Annotated in this window: 21 protein-coding genes and 5 tRNA genes; 21 read left to right on the top strand and 5 right to left on the bottom strand. The window is 66.4% G+C overall.

Annotated elements, in window-relative coordinates; all coding sequences use genetic code 11:
- Window positions 1–161 precede the first annotated feature (161 nt).
- On the bottom strand, window positions 162–1,835 hold the full coding sequence (locus AC3IRM_RS10385; protein WP_489203087.1) for a M48 family metalloprotease: 1,674 nt from the start codon (window positions 1,833–1,835) through the stop codon (window positions 162–164).
- A gap of 213 nt (window positions 1,836–2,048) precedes the next feature.
- Here AC3IRM_RS10385 and grxC point away from each other — a divergent pair, with 213 nt between their 5' ends.
- From grxC to AC3IRM_RS10365, 4 genes are all read left to right on the top strand, one after another.
- A complete protein-coding gene (grxC, locus tag AC3IRM_RS10380; RefSeq protein ID WP_489205902.1) occupies window positions 2,049–2,297 on the top strand; it encodes a glutaredoxin 3 in 249 nt (82 codons plus the stop codon).
- Entirely contained in the window at window positions 2,294–2,686 is a 393-nt protein-coding gene (locus AC3IRM_RS10375; protein WP_489203086.1) for a carboxymuconolactone decarboxylase family protein, read from the top strand. The genes grxC and AC3IRM_RS10375 overlap by 4 nt, the downstream gene beginning before the upstream one ends.
- A gap of 165 nt (window positions 2,687–2,851) precedes the next feature.
- Window positions 2,852–3,859, top strand: coding sequence for an isocitrate dehydrogenase (locus AC3IRM_RS10370; RefSeq protein ID WP_489203085.1), 1,008 nt, complete (start codon window positions 2,852–2,854; stop codon window positions 3,857–3,859).
- Window positions 3,860–4,023: 164 nt separating this feature from the next.
- On the top strand, window positions 4,024–5,355 hold the full coding sequence (locus tag AC3IRM_RS10365) for a Na+/H+ antiporter NhaC family protein (RefSeq protein ID WP_489203084.1): 1,332 nt from the start codon (window positions 4,024–4,026) through the stop codon (window positions 5,353–5,355).
- 75 nt (window positions 5,356–5,430) lie between these two features.
- Here the strand turns inward: AC3IRM_RS10365 and AC3IRM_RS10360 are convergent, their stop codons facing one another.
- Window positions 5,431–6,192: a Bax inhibitor-1/YccA family protein gene (locus tag AC3IRM_RS10360; RefSeq protein WP_489203083.1), complete on the bottom strand. Its 762-nt coding sequence runs from the start codon at window positions 6,190–6,192 to the stop codon at window positions 5,431–5,433.
- A gap of 157 nt (window positions 6,193–6,349) precedes the next feature.
- Here AC3IRM_RS10360 and AC3IRM_RS10355 point away from each other — a divergent pair.
- The 9 genes from AC3IRM_RS10355 to lon all read left to right on the top strand — a co-directional run bounded on the left by AC3IRM_RS10355 (window position 6,350) and on the right by lon (window position 13,494).
- A tRNA-Pro gene (locus AC3IRM_RS10355) sits at window positions 6,350–6,426 on the top strand.
- A gap of 35 nt (window positions 6,427–6,461) precedes the next feature.
- Window positions 6,462–6,538: transfer RNA gene (locus tag AC3IRM_RS10350), tRNA-Arg, on the top strand.
- Between the two features lie 30 nt (window positions 6,539–6,568).
- A tRNA-His gene (locus tag AC3IRM_RS10345) sits at window positions 6,569–6,645 on the top strand.
- A 75-nt stretch (window positions 6,646–6,720) separates the two neighbouring features.
- Window positions 6,721–6,796: transfer RNA gene (locus tag AC3IRM_RS10340), tRNA-Lys, on the top strand.
- A gap of 262 nt (window positions 6,797–7,058) precedes the next feature.
- A tRNA-Leu gene (locus AC3IRM_RS10335) sits at window positions 7,059–7,143 on the top strand.
- A gap of 283 nt (window positions 7,144–7,426) precedes the next feature.
- The gene (gene tig, locus AC3IRM_RS10330) at window positions 7,427–8,734 is read left to right on the top strand and encodes a trigger factor (protein ID WP_489203082.1); all 1,308 of its coding nucleotides are present in this window, start codon (window positions 7,427–7,429) and stop codon (window positions 8,732–8,734) included.
- Window positions 8,735–8,793: 59 nt separating this feature from the next.
- Window positions 8,794–9,420, top strand: a complete 627-nt coding sequence (gene clpP, locus AC3IRM_RS10325) for an ATP-dependent Clp endopeptidase proteolytic subunit ClpP (protein WP_310234627.1) — start codon at window positions 8,794–8,796, stop codon at window positions 9,418–9,420.
- Window positions 9,421–9,533: 113 nt separating this feature from the next.
- Window positions 9,534–10,820 (top strand): ATP-dependent Clp protease ATP-binding subunit ClpX, encoded by a 1,287-nt coding sequence (gene clpX, locus AC3IRM_RS10320; protein WP_489203081.1) that lies wholly within the window; start codon window positions 9,534–9,536, stop codon window positions 10,818–10,820.
- 220 nt (window positions 10,821–11,040) lie between these two features.
- Window positions 11,041–13,494, top strand: a complete 2,454-nt coding sequence (gene lon, locus AC3IRM_RS10315; protein WP_489203080.1) for an endopeptidase La — start codon at window positions 11,041–11,043, stop codon at window positions 13,492–13,494.
- 156 nt (window positions 13,495–13,650) lie between these two features.
- Here the strand turns inward: lon and AC3IRM_RS10310 are convergent, their stop codons facing one another.
- Window positions 13,651–14,217 carry a Smr/MutS family protein gene (locus AC3IRM_RS10310; protein ID WP_489203079.1) on the bottom strand — a complete coding sequence of 189 codons (567 nt, stop codon included), beginning with the start codon at window positions 14,215–14,217 and terminating at the stop codon, window positions 13,651–13,653.
- Window positions 14,218–14,340: 123 nt separating this feature from the next.
- Here AC3IRM_RS10310 and surE point away from each other — a divergent pair, with 123 nt between their 5' ends.
- From surE to AC3IRM_RS10290, 4 genes are read left to right on the top strand one after another with little or no spacing between them, the layout of a single operon-like run.
- Window positions 14,341–15,123: a 5'/3'-nucleotidase SurE gene (gene surE, locus AC3IRM_RS10305; RefSeq protein ID WP_489203078.1), complete on the top strand. Its 783-nt coding sequence runs from the start codon at window positions 14,341–14,343 to the stop codon at window positions 15,121–15,123.
- Window positions 15,120–15,815 carry a protein-L-isoaspartate(D-aspartate) O-methyltransferase gene (locus tag AC3IRM_RS10300; RefSeq protein ID WP_489203077.1) on the top strand — a complete coding sequence of 232 codons (696 nt, stop codon included), beginning with the start codon at window positions 15,120–15,122 and terminating at the stop codon, window positions 15,813–15,815. Before surE ends, AC3IRM_RS10300 begins: the two co-directional genes overlap by 4 nt.
- Window positions 15,815–16,399 carry a YqaA family protein gene (locus AC3IRM_RS10295; RefSeq protein ID WP_489203076.1) on the top strand — a complete coding sequence of 195 codons (585 nt, stop codon included), beginning with the start codon at window positions 15,815–15,817 and terminating at the stop codon, window positions 16,397–16,399. The genes AC3IRM_RS10300 and AC3IRM_RS10295 overlap by 1 nt, the downstream gene beginning before the upstream one ends.
- The gene (locus tag AC3IRM_RS10290; RefSeq protein WP_489203075.1) at window positions 16,396–17,139 is read left to right on the top strand and encodes a peptidoglycan DD-metalloendopeptidase family protein; all 744 of its coding nucleotides are present in this window, start codon (window positions 16,396–16,398) and stop codon (window positions 17,137–17,139) included. Before AC3IRM_RS10295 ends, AC3IRM_RS10290 begins: the two co-directional genes overlap by 4 nt.
- Window positions 17,140–17,550: 411 nt before the next feature.
- Here AC3IRM_RS10290 and AC3IRM_RS10285 read toward each other — a convergent pair whose 3' ends face one another.
- Window positions 17,551–17,946 (bottom strand): Mth938-like domain-containing protein, encoded by a 396-nt coding sequence (locus tag AC3IRM_RS10285; RefSeq protein ID WP_489203074.1) that lies wholly within the window; start codon window positions 17,944–17,946, stop codon window positions 17,551–17,553.
- A gap of 18 nt (window positions 17,947–17,964) precedes the next feature.
- On the bottom strand, window positions 17,965–18,270 hold the full coding sequence (gene yhbY, locus AC3IRM_RS10280; protein WP_489203073.1) for a ribosome assembly RNA-binding protein YhbY: 306 nt from the start codon (window positions 18,268–18,270) through the stop codon (window positions 17,965–17,967).
- Between the two features lie 81 nt (window positions 18,271–18,351).
- On the opposite strand from yhbY, the gene rlmE reads away from it, so the two are divergent.
- The 4 genes from rlmE to putP all read left to right on the top strand — a co-directional run bounded on the left by rlmE (window position 18,352) and on the right by putP (window position 24,145).
- Window positions 18,352–18,984 (top strand): 23S rRNA (uridine(2552)-2'-O)-methyltransferase RlmE, encoded by a 633-nt coding sequence (rlmE, locus tag AC3IRM_RS10275; protein ID WP_489205901.1) that lies wholly within the window; start codon window positions 18,352–18,354, stop codon window positions 18,982–18,984.
- Window positions 18,985–19,035: 51 nt separating this feature from the next.
- Window positions 19,036–20,961 carry an ATP-dependent zinc metalloprotease FtsH gene (gene ftsH / locus AC3IRM_RS10270; RefSeq protein WP_489203072.1) on the top strand — a complete coding sequence of 642 codons (1,926 nt, stop codon included), beginning with the start codon at window positions 19,036–19,038 and terminating at the stop codon, window positions 20,959–20,961.
- A 481-nt stretch (window positions 20,962–21,442) separates the two neighbouring features.
- Window positions 21,443–22,342 carry a dihydropteroate synthase gene (gene folP, locus AC3IRM_RS10265; protein WP_489203071.1) on the top strand — a complete coding sequence of 300 codons (900 nt, stop codon included), beginning with the start codon at window positions 21,443–21,445 and terminating at the stop codon, window positions 22,340–22,342.
- Window positions 22,343–22,633: 291 nt separating this feature from the next.
- Window positions 22,634–24,145 (top strand): sodium/proline symporter PutP, encoded by a 1,512-nt coding sequence (putP, locus tag AC3IRM_RS10260; RefSeq protein ID WP_489203070.1) that lies wholly within the window; start codon window positions 22,634–22,636, stop codon window positions 24,143–24,145.
- Window positions 24,146–24,182 lie beyond the last annotated feature (37 nt).

Raw genomic sequence — 24,182 nt, 5'->3', positions numbered from 1 at the left:
TTTTGTGACGGTTTGGCGACAGGGGTGGCCCGGTGTCATGCAGGGCTAGTGCCGGAGGACGCGGCACCCAAGCAAGAGCACGTCTTGTCTTGGGAAAGACGGGCGCGCACGCGTAGGACGATGGCATCGCGACGCACGGTGCCAAAGCGGGCGAACCTGGATCACCGCCGCCGCAGATCCTCGTCGCGGATGCCCTGTCGACGCAGTTCCAGCACCGTCGGGGTGATCGCGGCGATCCGCGCGTCGATGCGGGTGCGGGCGTAATAGTCGAGGTCCTCGCGTTTCTTCAGCGTATTGAGCTGGATCAGCGCCTGCTCGGGGCGTCCGCCGAGCACGGCCGCCTCGGCCCAGGCCTCGCCTGCACGGACCGGATCGCCGGCGGTCTCGCTGGCGCGGGCGAAGGCACGCTGGAAAGCCGGGTCGCCGCCGGAAGCGTTCAGTAGCGGTCGCAGGATCGCCTGTGCGCGCAGGCCGGCCTCAGGCGTGTTGCGTTCGGCAAGTGCCGCGGCATAGGTCAGCACCACGGCCGGATTCCGCGGCATCCGGTCGATCAGATTCTCGAAGCGCTGGTCTGCAGCCGCCGTACGGCCCGCACGGGCATCGATCTCGGCAACACCCAGCGTCAGCCACACGTCGCCCGGGTACTCGGCCAGCAATTCCGCGTACGCCTTGCCCGCGGCATCGAATTCGTTCAAGCGTTGGCGGGCGACGGCGAGACCGTAGCGCTGTGCGTCGGTCAGTGCGCCGTTGCGGCGCATGGCCTCGTATTCGCGCACTGCCTGCGCGGGCGTGTTGGCGCTCAGCACCCGCAGGCGTTCGCGTGCCCAGCCGAACTGGGTGCTGTCGATGCCGCCTATCGCATTCGCCGGCAGACGCAGGTCCACCGGCAGCATCGGGTTGCCGAAGCCGCGCGAAGGCGCCCCGGCACCAGCGTTCACCGCCACCCGTTCGGTGCGCGACCCCTCGGGCGTCGTGGTCGTGACCTGCACGGTGTCGCGGTCCATCCGCTCGGCGCGGTCGCGTGCCTCGCTGATGCGCGTCGTGGTCACCGGGTGGGTGCGCAGATAGTCGGGCAGGCGTTCGCGGTCGCCGCCCTGGTTGGTGCGCGACACCGCCTGCATGCGCTCGAACATCGAGGCCATGCCTTCGGGGTCGTAACCGGCGCGCGACAGGGTGCGGATACCGAGCCGGTCGGCTTCGGATTCGTTGGAACGCGTGTAGTCGATCTGGCGCTGCAGCGCGAGACCCTGCGCGCCGGCGATCACCGCCATCGCGGCATCGTCGGAAGAATTGCTCCCGCTCTGCGAGGCGACGGCGATCGCGCCGAGCATCGCCAGCAGCATCGGCATCTGGTCGCGCTGCGCGCGCTCGACGCCGCGCAGGACGTGCGACTGTGTGACGTGGGCGACCTCGTGCGCGAGCACAGCGGCCACCTCGTCCTCGCTCTCGGCGGCCAGTACCAGGCCGGCGTTCATGCCGATGTAGCCGCCAAGCGTGGCGAACGCGTTGATGCTGCGGTCGCGCATCATGAAGAACGTGAAAGGCTGCTGTGGCAGATCGCTCGACGAGGCCAGCCGGTTGCCGGTCGTCCGCAGCCAGCCGTCCACCAGCGGGTCCTCGAGCACGTAGTCGTAGTGGCGCAGCTGCGCCAGCAGCATCTGGCCGTACTCCGACTGCTTCGCCGGGCTGAGAACCGCGCCGGCGGATGAGCCGATGTCCGGCAGGCGGGTGTCCTGCGCCGGCGCAGTCACCGCAGCCGTCGCCAGCACCAGGGCCGTCATCGTCGGCAGCAGGGCAACGCGTGCACTGCGATGTGGAATGTGGGCTCGGCGCATCGGCTCGTTCGGTTGAGGCAGCGAAGGTGCAGCATGCCGGTGGCAGGCGGGGCAGGCATGAATGCCTTGTTAAGGGCGCGGGCAGTGGCTTCGGATGGAAAACACGGCGACGTACCCCCATCTGACCGACAATCGCCCCACAAGTTTCCGGAGAGTGCCGTGAGCCCCGATTCCCCTGTTTCCGCATCGACCGGCGCCGTGCCGGAAATCGTCATGTACACCAGCGCGATCTGCGGCTATTGCATGGCTGCCAAGACATTTCTCAAGAGCCAGGGACTCGAATGGCGCGAGGTCCGCATCGACCTCGACGTGGCAGAGCGTGAGCGGATGATGGCGCGCGCACGTCGCACGAGCGTGCCGCAGATCTTCGTCGGCGACACGCATGTCGGCGGCTATGACGACATGATGGCGCTGCATCGCAGGGGCGGTTTCCTGCCGCTGATGCAGGGCGCGGGCGCATGAGCGGCGACAGCGAGGGCGATCGCGTCGCCGAGTTCAGCGCATTCCGCAAGCGCATGAACGAGCGCATTCTGGCCGAGCCCAACCAGGTCGTGCGCCGGTTCTTTGCGCTCGACACGCAGACCTACCAGGCGGGCGCGCTGGATCTCAAGACCAAGGAACTGCTGGGCCTGGTCGCGTCGATGGTGCTGCGTTGCGACGACTGCATCAGCTACCACGTGGCGCAGTGCAAGGAGGCCGGCGCGACCCGCGAAGAGCTGTTCGAGACCTTTTCCGTGGGCCTCGTCGTCGGCGGCAGCATCGTGATCCCGCACATGCGCCGCGCGGTCGATTTTCTCGACCGTCTGGAGCAGGGCGAAACCGGTGCACCGGCGGAGCACGCGCACGACTGAGTGCCGCTGCGGGGCGCGCCGGATGCGCGCTCCGTGATGCCGCGATCGTGTGCGGACAGGCCCGGGTTTGGGTGGGGCGGGGCGCCTCGGGCATAATGGGCGGGTTTCCCCTTCACCCGACGCCGCGCATTGCGCGTCGTCCCTGCGCACGGAATCCCACCCCACATGACGCACACGATTACGGTCATCCGCGGCGACGGCATCGGCCCGGAGATCATGGACGCGACGCTGCACGTGCTCGACGCGATGCAGCTCGGCCTCACCTACGAAGACGCGGACGCGGGCCTGATGGCGCTCGAGAAGCACGGCGAACTGCTGCCGGCTGCGACGCTCGAATCGATCCGCCGCAACGCGGTCGCGCTCAAGAGCCCGCTGACCACGCCGGTCGGCGGCGGTTTCAGCTCGATCAACGTGGAACTGCGTCGCCAGTTCGACCTCTACGCCAACGTGCGTCCGGCAACCTCGTTCCCGAATACGCGCTCGCGCTTCGACAGCGGCGTGAACCTGATCACGATCCGCGAGAACACCGAAGGTTCGTACATCAGCGAAGGCCAGGAAACCTCGGCCGATGGCGAGACCGCGGTGTCGATCACGCGCATCACCCGCAAGGGCTCGGACCGCATCGTGCGCTACGCGTTCGAGCTGGCGCGCAAGACCGGTCGCAAGAAGGTCACGATCGTCCACAAGGCCAACATCCTCAAGAGCACCTCGGGCCTGTTCCTGAAGGTCGCGCGTGAAGTGGCGGCCGAGTACCCGGACATCGAAGCCAACGAGATGATCGTCGACAACACCTGCATGCAGCTGGTGATGCGTCCCGAGCAGTTCGACATCATCGTGACGACGAACCTGTTCGGCGACATCATCTCCGACCTGTGCGCCGGCCTCGTCGGCGGTCTGGGTCTGGCCCCGGGCGCGAACATCGGTACCGATGCGGCGATCTTCGAGGCCGTGCACGGCTCGGCACCCGACATCGCCGGCAAGGGCGTCGCCAACCCGTGTGCGCTGCTGCTCGCCGCCGCGCAGATGCTCGACCATCTCGCGATGCCCGAGCAGGGCGAGCGCCTGCGCAAGGCGATCGTCGCCACGCTCGAAGCCAAGGACGGCGTGACGCCGGACCTCGGCGGCACCGGCAACACGATGGCGTTCGCCAAAGCGATCGCGGCGCGCCTGTAAGGCACGCCTGGAGTCCATGCGCGTCGTCCACCGGTGGCGCGATGACGGGAACGGGACGCTACGGCGTCCCGTTTTTCGTTTCAGGCCATCCTGCTGGTCGTCATGACGGGCCGACGCATCGTGCGCACAATGCGGGCACGCATCGTCGCTCCGGAATTCCGCGCATGACCGTCCGCCCCAGTGCAGTCGCGCTGACCCCCCTGCTGCTGTTTCTCATGCTGTTCTTCGGCGCCGGCCTGTATTTCACCGCGCAGGGCGAACCCATGGGTTTCTACCAGCTGCGCGCGCCGGTCGCGATCCTGCCCGCGCTGGCACTCGCCGCATGGATCGCGCACCGCCGTGGCCTGCAGGCCGGTGACATCCTGCTGCGGGGCATGGGCGATCCCAACATCGTGCTGATGTGTCTGATCTTCCTGCTGGCGGGCGCATTCGCGTATGTGTCCAGTGCGATCGGTGCTGTCGATGCAGTGGTCTCGATCGGCCTGTCTTCGATTCCCGCGCCGCTGATCCTGCCCGGCCTGTTTCTGCTCTCCGGTCTCATCTCGCTCGCCATCGGCTCGTCGATGGGCACGATCGCGGCGGTGGTGCCTATTGCGCTCGGCGTCGCGCAGGCCTCCGGCCTCCAGGAGGCGTTGGTGGTCGGGGCGGTGATCGGCGGCGCGATGTTCGGCGACAACCTGTCTGTGATCTCCGATACCACGATCGCGGCGACCCGCACCCAGGGCGCGCAGATGCGCGACAAGTTCAGCGAGAATTTCAGGATTGCGGTGCCTGCAGCGCTGGCCACGATGGGCCTGCTCGGCATGCTGGGCGGCGCATCGCCGATCGAAGCCGAGCCCACCGGCTCCGCGTGGCTGGTGCTGCCGTACGTGATCGTGCTGGCGCTCGCGCTGGCCGGCGTCAACGTGCTGATCGTCCTGGGCGTGGGCATCGTGCTGGCCGGCGCTTTCGGTCTGGCGTTCGCCGACGACTACGGCGTGGTGCCGTTCGTCGGCGATATCTGGAGCGGATTCGAAGGCATGGTCGAGATCCTGCTGCTGTCGCTGCTGATCGGCGGCCTCGGCGCGCTGACCAAGGCCAGCGGCGGTCTCGACTGGCTGGCGCAGCGGATCGCGACATTCGCGCGCGGGCGGCGCGGGCGGCGTTCGGGGGAGTTCAGCATTGCCGCGCTTTCCACCGCGGCCGACGTGTTCACCGCCAACAATACCGTCGCGATCCTCGTCAGCGGCAGCGTTGCCCGCGATATCGCCGAGAAGCACGGCATCAGCCCGCGGCGTGCTGCCAGCGTGCTCGACATCTTCGCCTGCGTCGCGCAAGGCGTGCTGCCATACGGCGCGCAGATCCTGCTGGCCGCCTCGCTGGCGTCGGTCTCACCGCTCGCGCTCGCCGGCAGCGTGCACTACTGCTGGCTGCTGGGTGCGGTGGCGATCGGTTTCATGCTGTGGCCGGGGCGCAAGGATGCCGGCGCCCTCGAGGTGCCGACGACACGGAGCTAATACGTTCCCCCAGAGCCTTAAAAACGCAGAAGGCGCCCGATGCGGGCGTCTTCTGCGTTGTGCAGCAGTGTTGACTCAGCGCTGCTGGAGCTTCGACAGCAGGCGCAGGAACTCGATGTACAGCCACACCAGCGTGACCATCAGGCCGAATGCGCCATACCACTCCATGTACTTCGGCGCGCCCTGTTCGACGCCGGTTTCGATGAAATCGAAGTCCAGCACCAGGTTCAGCGCGGCGATGACAATCACGAACAGGCTGAAGCCGATGCCGACCAGGCCCGACTCGTGGATCAGCGGAATCGAGATGCCGAAGAAGCCCAGCGCGATCGTCGCCAGATACACCAGCGCAATGCCGCCAGTCGCGGCCACGACGCCCAGCTTGAAGTTCTCGGTCGCCTTGATCAGGCCGGTGCGATAGGCGAACAGCAGCGCGAACAGCGTGCCGAAGGTGAGCATCACCGCCTGCAACACGATGCCTTCGTACATGAAGTTGTACATGGCCGAGATCGCACCGAGGAAGAAGCCCTCGACCAGCGCGTAGGCAGGTGCGGTGACCGGCGCCCATTCCTTCTTGAACACCGTGACCATCGCCAGAATGAAGCCGCCGATCAGGCCGCCCCACATGTAGATGCCGAAGCCGGGCTGCGGACGGCCGTCGGCGCCGAATTCGACCTGCGACCAGGCGAAGGCGGCGGTGAGGATCGTCAACAGCAGCAGAAAGCCGGTCTTGTTGACGGTGCCGTTGAGGGTCATCGCCTCGCTGTCGCGTGAAACGACGCTGCCGCTGGCGAGATCGAGGAAGGTGGATTCCTTCAGTGCGGGATTGCCGCTACGCATGGTGTAAGCCCCTGTCTGTCCATGGATTCGGATCGGACAGGAGGATACACCTGCATCCGTATGCTGCACTGCATTGACAGCGCGCGCGTCGGTCGTACAATTGCGCCCTTCGTACGGTCCTAGCCGTGTCGGGGTCAGGTTCGACCGCTTGTTCCGGCGGGGTATAGCGCAGTCTGGTAGCGCGCCTGCTTTGGGAGCAGGATGTCGGGGGTTCGAATCCCTCTACCCCGACCAACGGGTACCAGCCGCGTTTATCATTCGACGCACTGGCGCCCGTAGCTCAACCGGATAGAGCACCGACCTTCTAAGTCGGGGGTTACAGGTTCGATTCCTGTCGGGCGCGCCACGTCCCGTGGTACGAGACAAGTTTGCTGTGGTGGATGTAGCTCAGTTGGTTAGAGCACCGGATTGTGATTCCGGGGGTCGCGGGTTCAAATCCCGTCTTCCACCCCATTGCTTCACCGGGCAGCACTCGAAAAGTGTTGCCCAAGCGCGCAAAGTTTTATTACAATGCGCGCCCGCTTCATCGGGCCGTTAGCTCAGTTGGTAGAGCAGTTGACTCTTAATCAATAGGTCCAAGGTTCGAATCCTTGACGGCCCACCAGTTCCACGAAACGCCCGGCTTCGGCCGGGCGTTTTCGTTTCTGGCGTTTGCGAGGGATTCGAATCTGCGGTTCGCCTGCTGCACAGGTCCGGCCATGCGCAGCGCGCCTGGTGCAAGCAGGGGATGCAGTGCGCCGCGTGCCACGGCCTTCTTGTGCGGCGCGTGCGGCGAGTTCCTGCCACGGCTGTCTCGCGCCGTCGGGGTGCGGGCGCGCGCGGTGATCGTCTAAGATGCCGCGGCCCGTTAATGGCGGGCGGATAGAGCGAAAGTGGCGGAATTGGTAGACGCCCTGGTTTTAGGTACCAGTGCCGCAAGGCGTGGGGGTTCGAGTCCCCCCTTTCGCACCAGTCTTGAGGATGCGCCGCCCAGCGGTGGCGGCCATGGCCGGTTGCATGGTGGCTTCGCGACCGCAGGCGGGGCGCGCCGGCATTTCCACCGGCTACGGTGTCTCGACACTGGAGATGGCGCTTTCGAGGCGGGTGCGCCCGCGGCGGTGGCGGTCAGGTCCCGAATCCGCCAAACTAGTCCGTTCCGTCGCACGCCTCGTCGAGGTGGTGGCCGGCAGAGCACAGAACTCAATTCCCAACAGTCAGATGTCATGCGGCACCGTCCGCAAGCGCAGGAGTGGATATGCAAGTTTCGGTCGAATCGCTGGGTAGCCTGGAACGGAAGATGACGTTCCGCGTGCCGTCCGAACGCCTGGACACCCAGGTCGGTGGCCGTCTGCGCGAGATCGCGCGGACCACCCGTCTCAAGGGCTTCCGTCCGGGCAAGGTGCCGGCCAAGGTCGTCGAGCAGCGCTTCGGCGAGCAGGTCCGTGCCGAAGAGCTGGATCGTCTGCTGCGCGAAGGTTTCGACCAGGCTATTCGCGAGAACGAACTGCAGATCGCCGGCCAGCCGCGCATCGCGCCTGAAGGCGAAGCGGGCGAGGGCGAACTCGCGTTCACCGCGACCTTCGAGATCGTGCCGGACTTCGGTTCCATCGACCTCGAGACGCTCGAAGTCGTGCGCCACACCGCCGAAGTGGCGGAAGACGACATCGATCGCATGATCGAGAACCTGCGCCTGCAGCGCCGCAGCTGGAGCGCGGTCACGCGCGGCGCGCAGAAGGGAGACGCGGTCGATGTCGAGACCTGGTCGCAGATCGGCGACGAACGTCTGCCGGCCGAAGGCGCCGAGCGTGGCGTCACCGTGCTCGGCTCGGGCGCGATGTACCCGGAGATCGAGGACGCGCTGACCGGTCTGGCCAAGGGCGACGAGAAGGCGATCGAGGTCAACTTCCCCGCCGACTGGCGCGTGCCGCAGCTGGCCGGCAAGCGGGCCACCGTGCACGTCAAGGTCGAGCAGGTGTCCGAGCAGCACCTGCCGGACGTCGACCAGGCCTTCATCCGCAGCTTCGGCGTCAAGAGCGGCGAGATGGCGCAGTTCCGCACCGAAATCCGCAGCAACCTGGAGCGCGAGCTCAAGGGCGCGCTGATGAACCGTCTGCGGCGTGAAGTGGGCGAGCAGCTGGTCGCCGCCTTCGCGCACGTCGAACTGCCGCCGAAGCTGGTCGAGTCCGAGGCGAAGTCGCTGCTGCGCCAGACCGTCGAGCAGGCCCGTCGCAACGGCCAGAACCCGACCGTCGCCGAAGACGCACACAACGAGTTCCTCGAGCCGGCGCGCAAGCGCGTGCTCGTCGGCCTGCTGGTCGGTGAAGTCGCCCGTCGCAACCAGCTCAAGCTCGACCCCAAGCGCGTGAACGAGACCATGCGTCTGATCGCCTCGACCTATGAAGAGCCGCAGCAGGTCATTGAGATGTACCGCAACGACCCCCAGCTGATGTCGGGTCTGCAGAACCGTGTGATGGAAGAGCAGGTGATCGACTGGATCGCCGAGCGCGCCAAGCACACCGAGCAGTCGATGAGCTTCCAGGACGCGATCGGCCCGCAGGGCTGAGCCACGCGCACCCCGTCCGGCCCATGTGGGCCGGACGCTCCACCGACGGGAATTGATTGATGAGCATCGAGACGAAAGCCCTCAACCTGGTGCCGATGGTGGTCGAGCAGACCAGCCGCGGCGAGCGCGCGTACGACATCTATTCGCGCCTGTTGAAGGAGCGCGTGATCTTCCTCGTCGGCGGCATCGACGACCACATGGCGAACGTGATCGTCGCCCAGTTGCTGTTCCTCGAGGCGGAAAACCCCGAGAAGGACATCAACCTGTACATCAACTCGCCCGGCGGCATCGTCACTGCGGGCATGGCGATCTACGACACCATGCAGTTCATCAAGCCGGACGTGAGCACGATCTGCATCGGCCAGGCGGCCAGCATGGGCGCGCTGCTGCTGTCGGCGGGCGCGGCGGGCAAGCGCTATGCGTTGCCGAACTCGCGCGTGATGATCCACCAGCCGCTCGGCGGCTTCCAAGGCCAGGCGACGGATATCGATATCCACGCCCGCGAAATCCTGTCGATGAAGCAGCGCCTGAACGAGATCATGGCCCACCACACCGGCCAGCCGCTCGAGACGATCGCTCGCGACACCGAACGCGACAACTTCAAGAGCGCGCAGGCTGCGCGCGAGTACGGTCTGGTCGACCAGGTGCTCGAGCGCCGTCCCGAAGACTCGATCACCGCTGCCTGATTGTCGCTAAACGCTTGATCCAGCATGCATATGTGTGACGGCGCCCTCCGGTTGGAGGCGCCGGGCGCTGTGCTATTCTCGAAACGAAACCGCAATACAGATTTGGCCAAGGCATGAGCGAAGACCGTCAGGGTCGTTCCGGCGACAGCAACAAAATCCTCTACTGCTCTTTCTGTGGAAAGAGCCAGCATGAGGTGCGCAAGCTGATTGCGGGTCCCAGCGTGTTCATCTGCGATGAGTGTGTCGAGCTCTGCAACGACATCATCCGTGAGGAACTCGAGGAGAAGGCGCAGTCGGCGCGCAGCTCGCTGCCCAAGCCGCGCGAGATCCTCGAAGTGCTCGACCAGTACGTCATCGGCCAGCGACGGGCCAAGAAGACGCTGGCGGTGGCGGTCTACAACCACTACAAGCGCATCGAGAGCCGTAGCAAGAACGACGAGGTCGAGCTTGCGAAGTCGAACATCCTGCTGATCGGGCCGACCGGCTCGGGCAAGACGCTGCTGGCCGAAACGCTGGCGCGCCTGCTCAATGTGCCGTTCACGATGGCCGACGCCACGACGCTGACCGAAGCCGGTTACGTCGGTGAGGACGTCGAGAACATCATCCAGAAGCTGCTGCAGAAGTGCGACTACGACGCCGAGAAGGCGCAGCAGGGCATCGTCTACATCGACGAGATCGACAAGATTTCGCGCAAGAGCGAGAACCCGTCGATCACGCGCGACGTCTCGGGTGAAGGCGTGCAGCAGGCGCTGCTCAAGCTGATCGAAGGCACGGTCGCCAGCGTGCCGCCGCAGGGTGGTCGCAAGCACCCGCAGCAGGAATTCCTGCAGGTCGACACCAAGAACATCCTGTTCATCGTCGGCGGTGCGTTTGCCGGTCTCGACAAGGTGATCCAGGCGCGCAGTACCGATGCCAGCGGCATCGGTTTCGGCGCCAAGCTCAAGAGTTCCGAGCGCAAGGCGGAAGTCGGCAAGGTGCTGGCGGATGTCGAGCCGGAAGATCTGATCAAGTTCGGCCTGATTCCGGAGTTCGTCGGCCGTCTGCCGGTTGTGGCGACGCTCGAGGAACTCGACGAGACCGCGCTGATCCAGATCCTCACCGAACCCAAGAACGCGATCAGCAAGCAGTTCAAGAAGCTGTTCGAGATGGAAGGTGTCGAACTGGAGTTCCGCCCGGACGCGCTCGCCGCGATCGCCAAGAAGGCGATCAAGCGCAAGACCGGCGCGCGCGGCCTGCGGACGATCGTTGAATCGGTGCTGCTCGATACGATGTACGACCTGCCGTCGCTGGAGAACGTCAGCAAGGTGGTCGTCGACGAGTCGGTCATCGAACACAAATCCGAGCCGTATCTGATCTACGAAACCCCTGCCACCGAGCAGAAGGTCGCGTCCGGCGACTGAGTCGACCGCCGGAACGAAACGTTCCGGCAGCGTGCCATTCTCCGTTTTCCAGACGCAGACCGCTTCACGACGCGCCGCGTGCCTTCGGGCCCGCGGCGCTTCTGTCTCTGGCGCTTCAGACGCGCTTGCATCCCGGCCGGACCCGCCCCATAAACGGGGGCAGGCGACCGTACGGCCGCCAGGGCCGTCCTGCCGGACGGCGCCACACCGAGGAACGACGATGCCCCCACGCAGCACTCCCGAAACCCACGAACTGCCGGTCCTGCCGCTGCGCGACGTCGTGGTGTTCCCGCACATGGTCATCCCGCTGTTCGTCGGCCGCGACAAGTCCATCCGCGCGCTCGATCTGGCGATGGAGGCCGACAAGCGCATCCTGCTGGTGGCGCAGAAGTCGGCCGAAACCGACGATCCGACTGCCGACGATCTCTACGAGATCGGCACGCTGGCGACCGTGCTGCAGCTGCTGAAGCTGCCCGACGGCACGATCAAGGTCCTGGTCGAGGGCACCGAGCGGGTCAGGCTGCGCGACATCCGCGACAACGACGGCGCACTGGCCGGCAGTGGCGTGGCGATCGCGCCGCTCGAATCGCGTGAGCCGCGTGAAGTCGAGGCCATCGCGCGCTCTTTGATGAGCCTGTTCGAGCAGTACGTCAAGACCAACCGCAAGCTGCCGCCCGAGCTGTTGCAGACGCTGGCCGGCATCGATGATTCCGCGCGTCTGGCCGATACCATCGCCGCGCACCTGGGCGTGCGTCTGGCCGACAAGCAGCGTCTGCTGGAAGCGACCGACACCGCCGATCGCCTTGAACTGCTGGTCGGCTTTGTCGACGGCGAGATCGACGTGCAGCAGATGGAGAAGCGCATCCGCGGCCGCGTGAAGTCGCAGATGGAGAAGTCGCAGCGCGAGTACTACCTCAACGAGCAGATGAAGGCGATCCAGAAGGAACTGGGCGAGATTGACGATGCGCCCAGCGACATCGACGAGATCGCGCGCAAGATTGCCGAAGCCGGTATGCCCAAGGCCGTCGAAGCGAAGGCCAGGGCCGAGTTCAACAAGCTCAAGCAGATGCCGCCGATGTCGGCCGAAGCGTCGGTCGTGCGCAATTACCTCGACTGGCTGCTCGGTGTGCCGTGGAAGAAGCGCAGCAAGGTGCGCAAGGATCTGAAGTCCGCGCAGGATGTGCTCGACGCTGACCATTACGGTCTGGAAAAGGTCAAGGAACGCATCCTCGAATACCTCGCGGTACAGACGCGCGTGAAGCAGATGAAGGGCGCGATCCTGTGCCTCGTCGGTCCGCCCGGCGTGGGCAAGACCTCGCTCGGCCAGTCGATCGCGAAGGCGACGAACCGCAAGTTCACCCGCATGGCGCTGGGCGGCGTGCGTGACGAGGCCGAGATCCGCGGTCATCGCCGTACGTATGTCGGCTCGATGCCGGGCCGCATCGTGCAGAGCATGAACAAGGTCGGCACCAAGAACCCGCTGTTCCTGCTCGACGAGATCGACAAGATGTCGATGGATTTCCGCGGCGATCCGGCATCGGCGCTGCTGGAAGTGCTCGATCCGGAACAGAACCACACCTTCAACGATCACTACCTCGAGGTCGACATGGACCTGTCGGAAGTGATGTTCGTGGCGACGTCCAACTCGCTCAACATCCCCGGTCCGCTGCTCGACCGCATGGAAGTGATCCGGATTCCGGGTTACACCGAGGAAGAGAAGCTCAATATCGCCACGCGTTACCTGCTGCCCAAGCAGCTGAAGGCGAACGGGCTGAAGGCCGAAGAGCTGACCGTGTCCGAAGGCGCGGTGCGCGACATCGTGCGCTACTACACGCGCGAATCGGGCGTGCGCAACCTCGAGCGGGAAATCGCCAAGATCTGCCGCAAGGTGGTGAAGGAGATCGCGCTTGCCGGACCGGTCGCCGTGGGCAAGGGCAAGGCCAAGGGCATCAAGACGGTCAAGGTCACCGAGAAGAATCTCGACAAGTACCTGGGCGTGCAGCGCTTCGATTTCGGTCGCGCCGAGCAGGACAACGAGATCGGTCTGGTCACGGGCCTGGCGTGGACGGAAGTCGGCGGCGATTTGCTGCAGATCGAAGCCACGCAGGTGCCGGGCAAGGGCCAGCTCATCCTCACCGGCCAGCTCGGCGACGTGATGAAGGAGTCGGCGTCGGCGGCGATGTCGGTCGTGCGGTCGCGCGCCGAGCGTCTGGGCGTCGAACTCGAAGTGCTGCAGAAGCACGACATCCATGTGCACGTGCCCGATGGCGCGACGCCGAAGGATGGACCGAGCGCGGGCATCGCGATGGCGACGACGCTGGTGTCGCTGCTGACCAAGATTCCGGTGCGCGCGGACGTGGCGATGACCGGCGAGATCACGTTGCGTGGCCGCGTCACCGCGATCGGCGGGCTCAAGGAAAAGCTGCTGGCCGCGCTGCGCGGCGGTATCAAGACCGTGATCATCCCCGAGGAGAACCGCAAGGACCTGGCCGATATCCCGAAGAACGTCACCGACGGCATGAAGATCATGCCGGTGAAGTACATCGACGAGGTGCTGGATCTGGCGCTGGAACGTCCTCTGCCGCCGCCGCCCGGACAGAAGGTCGAACGCAAGACCACGCGCAAGGTCGTACCGCGCGCAGAAGGCGCCAAGCGGACGCGCGTCAAGCACTGACGCGCGACAGGCTCAGGGTGCAAGGACAGGCTGCAGGCGACTGCAGCCTTTCTGTTTTGGGAGTGGGCTCACGAGGAACGTGCAACTACCTGGCTGTCACAACCGCCGCCAGGTGCGCGAGCCGACTGTGCCCGTACGCTTCGGCGCTTCCAGCGCTCAGCGCCGCGGCCGCAGCAACACCAGCACCGCGCCGGCGCCGCCCTGGCCGCCGGGTGCGCTGTGGAAGGCGAGTACGTCGGCACGTTGCCGCAGCAGGCGATCGACGAGGTTCTTGAGGATCGGTGCCTCGGGCGAGGAGTTCAGTCCCTTGCCGTGGATCACGCGCACGCAGCCCACGCCCGCATCGATCGCGTCGCGCAGGAACAGCCGCAGCAGTGCGCTCGCCTGATTCGCATCGCTGTGGTGCAGGTCGAGCTCTTCCTGCGCGGCGTATTCGCCGCGTCCGAGGCGACGCAGCACGCGCGGCGAGATCTCGTCGCGCCGGTACTGCATCGTGTCGCCGCCGCCCAGCAACGGGCCGTCGAGCAGTTGCCTGAACTCGCTGCGCGCCTCCGCATCGTCGCGTTCGGCCATGCGTGTCGACGGGCGCGGCTTCGGTGTCTGCGGCGGCAGAGGCGCGGCCGGCAGTTCGCGGACCGGACCGATCGCATTGCGGAACAGCGCGGCATCGTCGTCTTCGGACGGCGCTGCAGGTGGATCAGGGCGATGGCGTCCTCGTTGCATGACGCTAGCGTAGCGGCGCGCGTGCCCGCTTGCAGTCTTACGCCGCATCCGAACTGGGGTGGGGGAGATGCATCCGGTATCATGTGGGCCTTGTCCGACGGCTCGGGGCCTCTAGAACGATCCATGCGCGTACTGGTCAGTAACGACGACGGCGTCGACGCCCCCGGCATCCGGATTCTCGCCCAGGGTCTGCGTGACGCCGGCCACGAGGTGCTCGTCGTCGCACCCGATCGCGACCGCTCCGGCGCGAGCAATTCGCTCACGCTCGACATGCCGCTGCGCACCGTGCAGGTCGATGCCTGCACCTGGCGCGTGCATGGCACGCCCACCGACTGCGTGCATGTCGCGATCACCGGTCTGCTCGAGCTCGAGCCGGACATCGTGGTGTCGGGGATCAACAACACCGCCAATCTCGGCGACGACGTGATCTATTCGGGCACCGTGGCCGCCGCGATGGAAGGGCGTTTTCTCGGTCTGCCTGCGGTGGCGATGTCGCTGGTCACGCGCAACCATGACGGCCAGCACTACGAAACCGCCGCGCGCGCCGCGGTCGAAATCGTCGCGCGCCTGAAGGCTGACCCGCTGCCCGCCGACACCATCCTCAACGTCAACGTGCCGGATGTGCCGTGGGACGAACTCGCCGGCTTCGAGGTCACGCGGCTGGGTAACCGCCATCGCGCAGAACCCTGCACCTCGATCGACGATCCGCGCGGCCGCACCTGGTGGTGGATCGGGGCCGCCGGTCCGGAGCAGGACGCCGGCCCCGGTACCGACTTCCATGCCGTGCGCACCCAGCACATCGCGATCACGCCGATCCACGTCGACCTCACGCGTTACCAGGCGCTCGAACATGTCGCCAGCTGGGTCGGCGGCCTCGAAGCGGACCTCAAGGCGACCCAGGCGTGACGGCGCGGATGCGCCTGCAGCCCGAAGCAGTGGGGGTCGGGATGACCTCGCAACGCGTGCGCGACCGGCTGATCGAACGCCTGCGAGACGGTGCGCATCCGGGCGGTGGCATTTCCGATGAGCGCGTACTCAACGCCATCCGCACCGTGCCGCGGCATCTGTTCGTCGACGAGGCGCTGGCCACGCGCGCCTATGAAGACACCGCGCTGCCGATCGGTCATGGCCAGACGATTTCGCAGCCCTGGGTGGTCGCGCGGATGACCGAAGCGCTGCTCGCGAACGGCATGCCCGGCAAGGTGCTCGAAGTGGGCACCGGTTCCGGCTACCAGGCCACGATCCTCGCCGCGCTCGGGATCGAAGTGCACACCGTCGAGCGTATCGGCGAACTGCTGCGCATTGCGCGCAAGCGTTTCCGCTCGCTGGGCCTCAACGTGCGCAGCAAGCACGATGACGGCCGCATCGGCTGGCCGGAGAACGGCCCGTTCGACGCCATCATCGTCACCGCGGCCGGCCCTGCGCTCGTCGAAGCGCTGACCGAGCAACTGGCGCCGGGCGGCACCCTCGTCGCGCCGGTCGGTGCACCGGGTGCGCAGCGCCTGCTGGTGTTGCGCAAGCACGCCGACGGGCAGATCGAGCAGCAGGACGTCGCTGCAGTCGCATTTGTGCCCTTGTTGTCGGGATACGTGGACTGATGCAGTTGTTTGCAAGGATGTACGACACCGTGCTCTCGTGGGCGCGCCACCGCCACGCACCGCGTTACCTCACCCTGATGAGCGCCGCCGAATCCGTGGTTTTCCCGATTCCGCCGGACGTGATGCTCGCGCCGATGTCGCTGGCCAAGCCGAAGTCGTGGTGGCGCTATGCGCTGTTGTGCACGCTCGGTTCCGTGGCGGGCGGCCTGCTGGGTTATCTCATCGGTCATTTCGCGCTGGATCTGGTGTGGCCATGGGTCGTGCGCATGGGCTGGCAGCCGGCGTTCGAGAACATCCAGGCACTGTTTGTCACGCATGGACTGCTGTTCGTGTTCATCGCGGGATTCACCCCGATCCCGTACAAGGTGTTCACGATCGCGTCGGGTTCGCTCGGTGTGGGACTGCTACCGTTCGTGGCCGGCTCGTTGCTCGGACGGGGCGCGCGGTTCTTCCTCGTCGCCGGGCTGATGGCGTGGGGCGGTCCGAAGCTGGAGCCGATGCTCAAGCGCTACATCGAATGGCTCGGCTGGTTGATGGTGGGTCTGGTGGTCGTTGGACTGGTCTGGTTGGAGATGCGTGGATGAGGAAGCTGGCGGTGTGGCTCGCAGTGGGACTGTTGTCGGCCTGCGGCACCAGTACGGTGGTCCGCGAGGGCGGCAGCAGTGCGCCGACGTCGACGCCTCGCCCCGGTCAGGCGGTGACTGTGCAGCGCGGCGACACGCTCTACCGGCTCGCGACCAGCAACGGCATCAGCGCGCTCGACCTGGCGACCTGGAACAACATCCGCGCCCCGTACACGATCTACCCCGGCCAGCGCCTGCGCCTGTATCCCGGTGGCGGCAACGCAGCGCCGGCGCGACCCGCCAGCTCCGGCAGCGCGACCGCCCAGCGGCCAGCGGTACGACCCACGCAGACTGCGCCGCAGGCACCCGCTGCCGCGCCTGTGCGCAGCCCGTTCCGCTGGCAGTGGCCGACCGACGGCCAGATCGTCGGCCGCTACGTCGGCAACGATCCGACGAAGCAGGGCATCGACATCGCCGGCACGCCCGGTCAGGCCGTCAACGCGGCCGCCGACGGCGTGGTCGTCTACTCGGGTGCCGGCCTGGTCGGCTACGGTGAACTGATCATCGTCAAGCACGACGAGCAGTGGCTGACCGCCTACGGCCACAACCGGACGCGCCGCGTCAACGAAGGCGAGCGCGTGCGCGCCGGGCAGCAGATCGCGGAACTCGGCCGTACCGGCGCCGCGCGCGACATGCTGCATTTCGAGATTCGCTACAACGGCAAGCCGGTCGATCCGCTGACGTATCTGCCGGCGCGCTGACTCTCTGCCTGCCGCCCACATGGGCGGATCCCCGGCACGGCGCCGCTCGCCGGGCGTTCACCGATGCTGCGGTCCTGCGGACCGCAAGCGACATCGTCTCACCCACTACAACGGCAAGCCGGTCGATCCGCTGACGGATCTGCCGGGGTGTCGACTGGGCGGGCGAGGTGACGATCAGGCCCCAGACCTCTTCGATCCGCCGCCCCAGCGGCTTCAAACAGACGAATGTCTGGTCACGCTGTTGTCCATTTCGATTTTTGCCGGAGCTGCGCGATCACGCGCAAAGCCGAAGCAATGAACAGCTGCTCTGCTGTTGAGATGGATGCGGGCAGGGACCCGGCTTCGCCCCGTCAGTGCTTTGCGCCCGGAGACGCGCGTCTTGTGGAGCGTCGCGACGGTGACTTGAGCGCTCTACGCGTCCGACGCTGCATCGCGTTCGACCAGCACGAACGCCGCGACCACGCGCCGGCCTTCTCCTGCCAGCACATTGAACGTGCGCGCCGCGGCAGCGTTGGTCATGGCTTCGAGTCCGATGCCGCGCGACAGGCAGGCGGCCATGGTGGCAGGCGGCGGGAAGCCCTGGGTCTCGCCGGTGCCGAGCAGCACCACTTCCGGCGCAAGCGCCAGCACCGGATCGAGGGCCGCGACATCCAGGCTGCGGACGTCGGTGACCGGCCAGTCCTCGACGAGGCTGCGCGGGGCGACGATGAAACTCCGGGTCAGGCGGCGATCGTTGACCAGCGCCAGGCGCCCGTCAGCGCCGCGCAGGACGTAGTCGAAGTCGGGCGATTCGAGATTGAGCTGCATGCGGCGCCCGTCGTGCGGTCAGGCGCGCGGCAGGACGATCTGGCGGCGGTCCTTGCTCTGGCGATACAGGATCGCCACGTGGCCGATACGCTGCACCAGTGCCGAATCGGTGCGTCCGGCAATGTCGGCGATCATCGCGTCGCGGTCGTCGCGGTCCGACGCACCCACCTTCACCTTGATCAGTTCGTGATGCTCGAGCGCCGCATCGATTTCGGCGATCAGCGCTTCGGTGATGCCCTTGCCGCCTACCTGCAACATGGCCTTGATGCCATGGGCCTGGCCGCGCAGAAAACGGGTCTGGGCAGCGGTCAGGGCATTACTCATGGATGAACCGATCGGGGAAATGAAAGCGGTGGGCAGGATATCATGGCCACCGGACGCACCTGTCCCGCACCCGAGCCGTTGATGGCCTCCCGCAGCAAAAGCAGCCAGCGCTGGCTGAAAGAACATTTCTCCGATCCCTTCGTGAAGAAGGCCCAGAAGGACGGCCTGCGTTCGCGCGCCGCCTACAAGCTCGAGGAGCTGGTCGAACGCGACCGCCTGCTCAAGCCGGGCATGGTCGTGGTCGATCTGGGCGCCGCGCCCGGCGGCTGGTCGCAATGGGTCCGGCAGGCGCTGGGCGACTCCGGGCGGGTGATCGCGCTCGACATCCTCGACATGCCTTCACTGGCCGGCGTGGAGTTCCTTCACGGGGATTTTCGCGAGGATGCGGTCCTCTCGCTGCTCGAATCCACCCTCGGCGGGCAGCAGGTGGACCTTGTGTTGTCCGACATGGCCCCCAACAAGAGTGGGATCGATGCAGTTGATCAGCCCCGCGCGATGCACCTGGCGGAACTGGCGATGGATTTCGCGGACAACCACCTGCGCACCGGCGGTACGTTCCTGATCAAACTGTTCCAGGGCACCGAGTTCGATGATTACGTGCGCAATCTGCGGCGGCGTTACACGAAGCTGTCGATCCGCAAGCCGGCTGCATCCCGGCAGCGTTCGCCGGAAGTCTATGCGCTGGCGCAGGGCAAGCTGGCGACGATGAAGTAGCATGAAGCCGATTCAAACGCTCCACCGAACTCTTCACGAGAACCCCGAAACATGAACGATCTGGTCAAGAATCTGCTGCTCTGGGTGGTCGTCGCCGTCGTACTGATGGTGATCTTCCAGAGCTTCAGCCCCAGAACCGGCGCAGGCGGGCAGGACGTCCAGTACTCGCAGTTCATGGAACAGGTCCGTCGCGACCAGATCGGCTCGGTGAAGATCGCCGAGGACGAGCGCACCATCACGTTCCAGAGCAAGGGCGGCCAGAGCGGCACGGTCATCGCCCCGCGTCGCGACGATCGCATGATCGACGACCTGATGAACCACAATGTCGCGATCGAGCAGGCGCCGCCGTCGAGTGGTATTTCGCTGGGTTACATCCTGATCCAGCTGCTGCCCGTCGCGCTGATTATCGGTTTCTGGTTCTTCATGATGCGGCAGATGCAGCAGGGCGGCGGCAAGGGCGCGATGTCCTTCGGCAAGTCCCGTGCGAAGCTGCTCAACGAGGAGCAGACCAAGATCACCTTCGCCGACGTCGCCGGTTGCGACGAGGCCAAGGAAGAAGTGTCGGAGCTGGTCGAGTTCCTGCGCGATCCCTCGCGCTTCCAGAAACTCGGCGGCAAGATTCCGCGCGGCGTGCTGATGGTCGGCCCGCCCGGCACCGGCAAGACGCTGCTCGCCAAGGCGATCGCCGGCGAAGCCAAGGTCCCGTTCTTCTCGATCTCCGGCTCGGACTTCGTCGAGATGTTCGTCGGCGTCGGCGCCAGCCGCGTGCGCGACATGTTCGAACAGGCCAAGAAGCAGGCGCCGTGCATCATCTTCATCGACGAGATCGACGCCGTCGGTCGTCATCGCGGCGCCGGTCTCGGCGGCGGGCATGACGAGCGCGAGCAGACGCTGAACCAGTTGCTGGTCGAGATGGACGGCTTCGAAGGCGGCGAGGGCGTGATCGTGGTCGCCGCGACCAACCGCCCCGACGTGCTCGATCCCGCGCTGCTGCGTCCGGGCCGTTTCGACCGCCAGGTCGTCGTGGGCCTGCCGGACGTCAAGGGTCGCGAGCAGATCCTCAAGGTCCACATGCGCAAGGTGCCGCTGGACGAAGACGTGCAGCCGCTCATCGTTGCCCGTGGCACGCCCGGCTTCTCCGGCGCGGACCTGGCGAACCTGGTCAACGAGGCGGCGTTGTTCGCCGCGCGCGAGAACGGCAAAGAGGTCCGTATGGACCACTTCGACCGCGCCCGCGACAAGATCCTGATGGGCGCCGAGCGCCGTTCGATGGCGATGAGCGAGGACGAGAAGACGCTGACCGCCTATCACGAGGCCGGCCACGCGATCGTCGGTCGCCTCGTGCCCGAGCACGACCCGGTCTACAAGGTCACGATCATTCCGCGAGGCCGTGCCCTTGGCGTCACGATGTATCTGCCGGAAGGCGACCGCTATTCGATGAACCGCGTGGCGATCGAATCGCAGCTGTGCTCCTTGTACGGCGGCCGCGTCGCGGAGGAACTGATCTTCGGCGGCGACAAGGTCACCACCGGCGCATCGAACGATATCGAGCGTGCGACCAAGATGGCCCGCAACATGGTCACCAAGTGGGGCCTATCCGACGAACTCGGCCCGATCGCCTATGGCGAAGAGGACGACGAGGTGTTTCTCGGCCGTTCGGTCACCCAGCACAAGTCGGTCTCCGACGATACTGCGCGGCGTATCGACGAGGTCGTGCGCACGATCCTCGACAAGGCCTACGAGCGCACAACCGAGCTGCTGACCGCGAACATCGACAAGCTGCATGCGATGTCCAAGCTGCTGCTCGAGTACGAGACCATCGACGTGCCGCAGATCGATGCGATCATGGAAGGCCGCGATCCGCCGCCGCCGATGGGCTGGGCAAAGTCGAACGCTGACAAGAACGACGACAGCGGCGACAAGGGCGGCAACCGCCCGCTGCAGCCGCCGATCGGTGGTCCGGCCGAACAGGCCTGATCGCAACGCAGGTGTCACCAGAAGGCCGGGCGCAATCCCGGCCTTCTGCGTTTCTGCCGCTGTGCGCCGCAGGAGAGCGGGGCGCGCAGCGACGCCTCGCGTTCGGTCGTGTTCGCGACGTGCGTTGATACGGCTGCGGGCCACGCTGCAGCGGACGACACGATGGGAGGCGCGATGTCCCGGGGTCCGTCGATCAGAGCGGTTCGAGACAAGCCGAATGCGCTGTTCCCGTGGCAGTGCGCGCGCATTCAACGCTTGCGTGTCGTCACGCTTGCGATGGCGCTGGCGAGTCGCCAGAGTCTGCACTGACGTATTCCGACCTGGAGCAGGCGATGTCAGAACCGAACCCGCCAACCCGGAAGCCCCAGCTGCCGATTGGACTCTGGGAGAGACGTGCGAACGGCGTGTCCCCCCGTGCGCGGTCGGGTGTGCGTTGCTGCATGGCGACGGCCGCGCGCGACGGTCGCGAGGAGATGCGCTGATGTTCGACACCGCTCCGCAGCTCGACTGCAATGGCCGCGTCCTGCGGCTCGATCGCCCGCGCGTGATGGGCATCGTCAATGTCACACCCGATTCGTTCTCCGACGGCGGTGCGCACGACAGCGCCGATGCGGCGATCGCGCACGGCGTGCGGCTGGCGGACGCGGGTGCCGACATTCTCGACGTCGGCGGCGAATCCACGCGTCCGGGTGCGGACGCGGTGTCGGTCGAAGAAGAACTGCGACGTGTGGTGCCGGTGATCGAAGGTCTGCTCGCGCGCACGACGGTGCCGATCAGCATCGACACGTCCAAGCCGGACGTCATGCGCGCCGCCGTCGCTGCGGGCGCGGGCCTGATCAACGATGTCTACGGCCTGCGCCGCGACGGTGCGCTCGAGGCCGCGGCGTCGCTGGGCGTGCCGGTGGTGCTGATGCACATGCTTGGCGAACCGCGTGACATGCAGACAGCACCGGAATACGACGATGTCGTCGGCGAGGTGCACCGCTTCCTCGCCGAGCGGATTTTTTCCGCGGAAATGGCGGGTATCGACAAGAAGCGCATCATCGTCGATCCGGGATTCGGCTTCGGCAAGACCACGGCCCACAACATGGCGCTGCTGGCGCAGTTGTCGCGCTTCGTCGAACTCGGTGTGCCGGTACTCGCCGGGCTGTCGCGCAAGCGCAGCATCGGCGAGCTGACCGGACGCGAGGTGCCGGCCGAGCGCGTTGCCGGGTCGGTGGCCGCGCATCTCATCGCCGCGCAGAACGGCGCACGCATCCTGCGCGTGCACGACGTCGCGGAGACGGTCGACGCGCTGAGGATCCTGTCCGCGGTGGTCGCGGTGCCGACGCCGCGTGCCGCGACGCCGAAGCCCGCGATCAGCTGGCCCGACGACGCCTGACCCACGGCGTTCCCGAACGTGAGCGGGTGGTGCATTGCAAAGCAAGTCCGCACGCTCGATGCCGTCGCCGCGCGCCGGGCGCGGTCAATGCCCGGGGGCAGCCGTCCGCACGCGGCTTGAGGCCGTTGTGCGCGGTGCCGCAGCCGATCGCCGCGGCTCGCCGACACGCGCAGCGCTGGCGGCACTGCGCATACGCGCGACTGACCGCAGCGCGGCGCTGCGTTAGGCTGGCGCACCGCCGTGGCAGTCGCTGCGGCGTTTTCCGTGTCGCGATCCAGTCCAGGAGGCCCCGTGCTCAGATCCAATACGCCGACCGTCGTCATGTTCCTCGTCTACCTGGCGGTGATGGTCGTGATCGGTATCGTGGCCTGGCGCCGGACCAAGAACTTCGACGACTACATCATCGGCGGCCGCAGCCTGGGTCCGGGCGTCACCGCGCTCTCGGCCGGTGCCTCGGACATGAGCGGCTGGCTGATGATGGGCCTGCCGGGCGCGATCTTCCTCAGTGGCGTGTCCGAGGCGTGGATCGCAGTCGGCCTGCTGCTCGGGGCGTATCTCAACTGGCGTTTCGTGGCCGGGCCGCTGCGCGTGTACACCGAGCGCACCGGCAACGCGCTGACACTGCCGGACTTCCTGACCAATCGCTTCGACGACCGCAGCCGCATCCTGCGCGTGTTCACCGCGCTCGTGATCCTGGTCTTCTTCGCCATCTACTGCGCGTCCGGCGTGGTCGCCGGCGCCCGTCTGTTCGAAAGCGTGTTCGGGATGAGCTACGGCCAGGCGATCTTCCTGGGTGCATCGGTCACCGTGCTTTACACGCTGATCGGCGGCTTTCTGGCGGTCAGCTGGACCGATGTCGCGCAGGGCGTGATGATGATGTTCGCGTTGCTGCTCGCGCCGATCCTGGTCTTCATGCATACAGGCGGCTTCGACGCCAGCGTCGACCTGATCCGGGCGAACGATCCGCTCCAGCTCGACTGGTTCCGCGGCGGCAACCTCGGCGTCATCGGCATCGTATCGCTGCTCGGCTGGGCGCTCGGCTACTTCGGCCAGCCGCACATCCTGGTGCGTTTCATGGCGGCGCACAGCGTGCACACCATCCCCACGGCGCGCCGGATCGCGATGGGCTGGATGACGTTGTGCATGATCGGCGCGATGTCGGTGGGCTTCTTCGGCATTGCCTACTTCGAGGCGCACCCGGACCAGGCGGCGCCCGTGCTGCAGAACTCCGAGCGCGTCTTCATCACGCTGGTCGAACTGCTGTTCAATCCGTGGGTCGCCGGCATCATCCTCGCGGCGATCCTGGCCGCGGTGATGAGTACGCTGTCGAGCCAGCTGCTGGTGTGCTCCAGCGTGCTGTCGGAAGACCTGTATCGCGGCTTCTTCCGCAAGCAGGCTTCGCAGGGCGAGCTGGTGTGGGTGGGCCGCATGAGCGTGCTGATGGTGGCGCTGGTCGCGATCTGGATGGCGCGTGATCCCGAGAGCCGCGTGCTGGGCCTGGTCTCGTACGCGTGGGCCGGTTTCGGCTCAGCGTTCGGTCCGGTGCTGCTGCTGGCGCTGTTCTGGAAGCGCATGACCCGAAATGGCGCGATTGCCGGCATGTTGACCGGCGCGGCGATGGTGATCTTCTGGAAGGAGATCATGGTCAACCGCATGGATTCCGGGCTCTACGAGATCATTCCGGGCTTCCTGTCTGCGGCGCTGGCGATCGTCGTCGTGAGTCTGCTGGGCCGTGCCCCGTCGGCGGCGGTGCAGGCCACACATGCGCAGGTGCAGCTGTCGTTGAAGGAGACGGGGTACTGAGGGGGAAGGAAAAGCCGTATGGCCTGGCAACCTCGAA

The sequence above is a fragment of the Luteimonas sp. KH_071 genome (assembly GCF_057838005.1).
The sequence above is the reverse complement of the archived record's forward strand: the minus strand, read 5'-3'. Positions and strand labels throughout refer to the sequence as shown.

Coding starts and splice junctions, on each gene's coding strand:
- AC3IRM_RS10365 (WP_489203084.1), top strand. CDS start 4,024: ATGACCGTCCGCCCCAGTGCAGTCGCGCTGACCCCCCTGCTGCTGTTT.
- AC3IRM_RS10385 (WP_489203087.1), bottom strand. CDS start 1,835: ATGCGCCGAGCCCACATTCCACATCGCAGTGCACGCGTTGCCCTGCTG.
- AC3IRM_RS10290 (WP_489203075.1), top strand. CDS start 16,396: ATGAGGAAGCTGGCGGTGTGGCTCGCAGTGGGACTGTTGTCGGCCTGC.
- AC3IRM_RS10295 (WP_489203076.1), top strand. CDS start 15,815: ATGCAGTTGTTTGCAAGGATGTACGACACCGTGCTCTCGTGGGCGCGC.
- tig (WP_489203082.1), top strand. CDS start 7,427: ATGCAAGTTTCGGTCGAATCGCTGGGTAGCCTGGAACGGAAGATGACG.
- AC3IRM_RS10360 (WP_489203083.1), bottom strand. CDS start 6,192: ATGCGTAGCGGCAATCCCGCACTGAAGGAATCCACCTTCCTCGATCTC.
- clpX (WP_489203081.1), top strand. CDS start 9,534: ATGAGCGAAGACCGTCAGGGTCGTTCCGGCGACAGCAACAAAATCCTC.
- folP (WP_489203071.1), top strand. CDS start 21,443: ATGTTCGACACCGCTCCGCAGCTCGACTGCAATGGCCGCGTCCTGCGG.
- rlmE (WP_489205901.1), top strand. CDS start 18,352: ATGGCCTCCCGCAGCAAAAGCAGCCAGCGCTGGCTGAAAGAACATTTC.
- surE (WP_489203078.1), top strand. CDS start 14,341: ATGCGCGTACTGGTCAGTAACGACGACGGCGTCGACGCCCCCGGCATC.
- clpP (WP_310234627.1), top strand. CDS start 8,794: ATGAGCATCGAGACGAAAGCCCTCAACCTGGTGCCGATGGTGGTCGAG.
- lon (WP_489203080.1), top strand. CDS start 11,041: ATGCCCCCACGCAGCACTCCCGAAACCCACGAACTGCCGGTCCTGCCG.
- AC3IRM_RS10375 (WP_489203086.1), top strand. CDS start 2,294: ATGAGCGGCGACAGCGAGGGCGATCGCGTCGCCGAGTTCAGCGCATTC.
- grxC (WP_489205902.1), top strand. CDS start 2,049: ATGTACACCAGCGCGATCTGCGGCTATTGCATGGCTGCCAAGACATTT.
- AC3IRM_RS10370 (WP_489203085.1), top strand. CDS start 2,852: ATGACGCACACGATTACGGTCATCCGCGGCGACGGCATCGGCCCGGAG.
- yhbY (WP_489203073.1), bottom strand. CDS start 18,270: ATGAGTAATGCCCTGACCGCTGCCCAGACCCGTTTTCTGCGCGGCCAG.
- ftsH (WP_489203072.1), top strand. CDS start 19,036: ATGAACGATCTGGTCAAGAATCTGCTGCTCTGGGTGGTCGTCGCCGTC.
- AC3IRM_RS10285 (WP_489203074.1), bottom strand. CDS start 17,946: ATGCAGCTCAATCTCGAATCGCCCGACTTCGACTACGTCCTGCGCGGC.
- AC3IRM_RS10310 (WP_489203079.1), bottom strand. CDS start 14,217: ATGCAACGAGGACGCCATCGCCCTGATCCACCTGCAGCGCCGTCCGAA.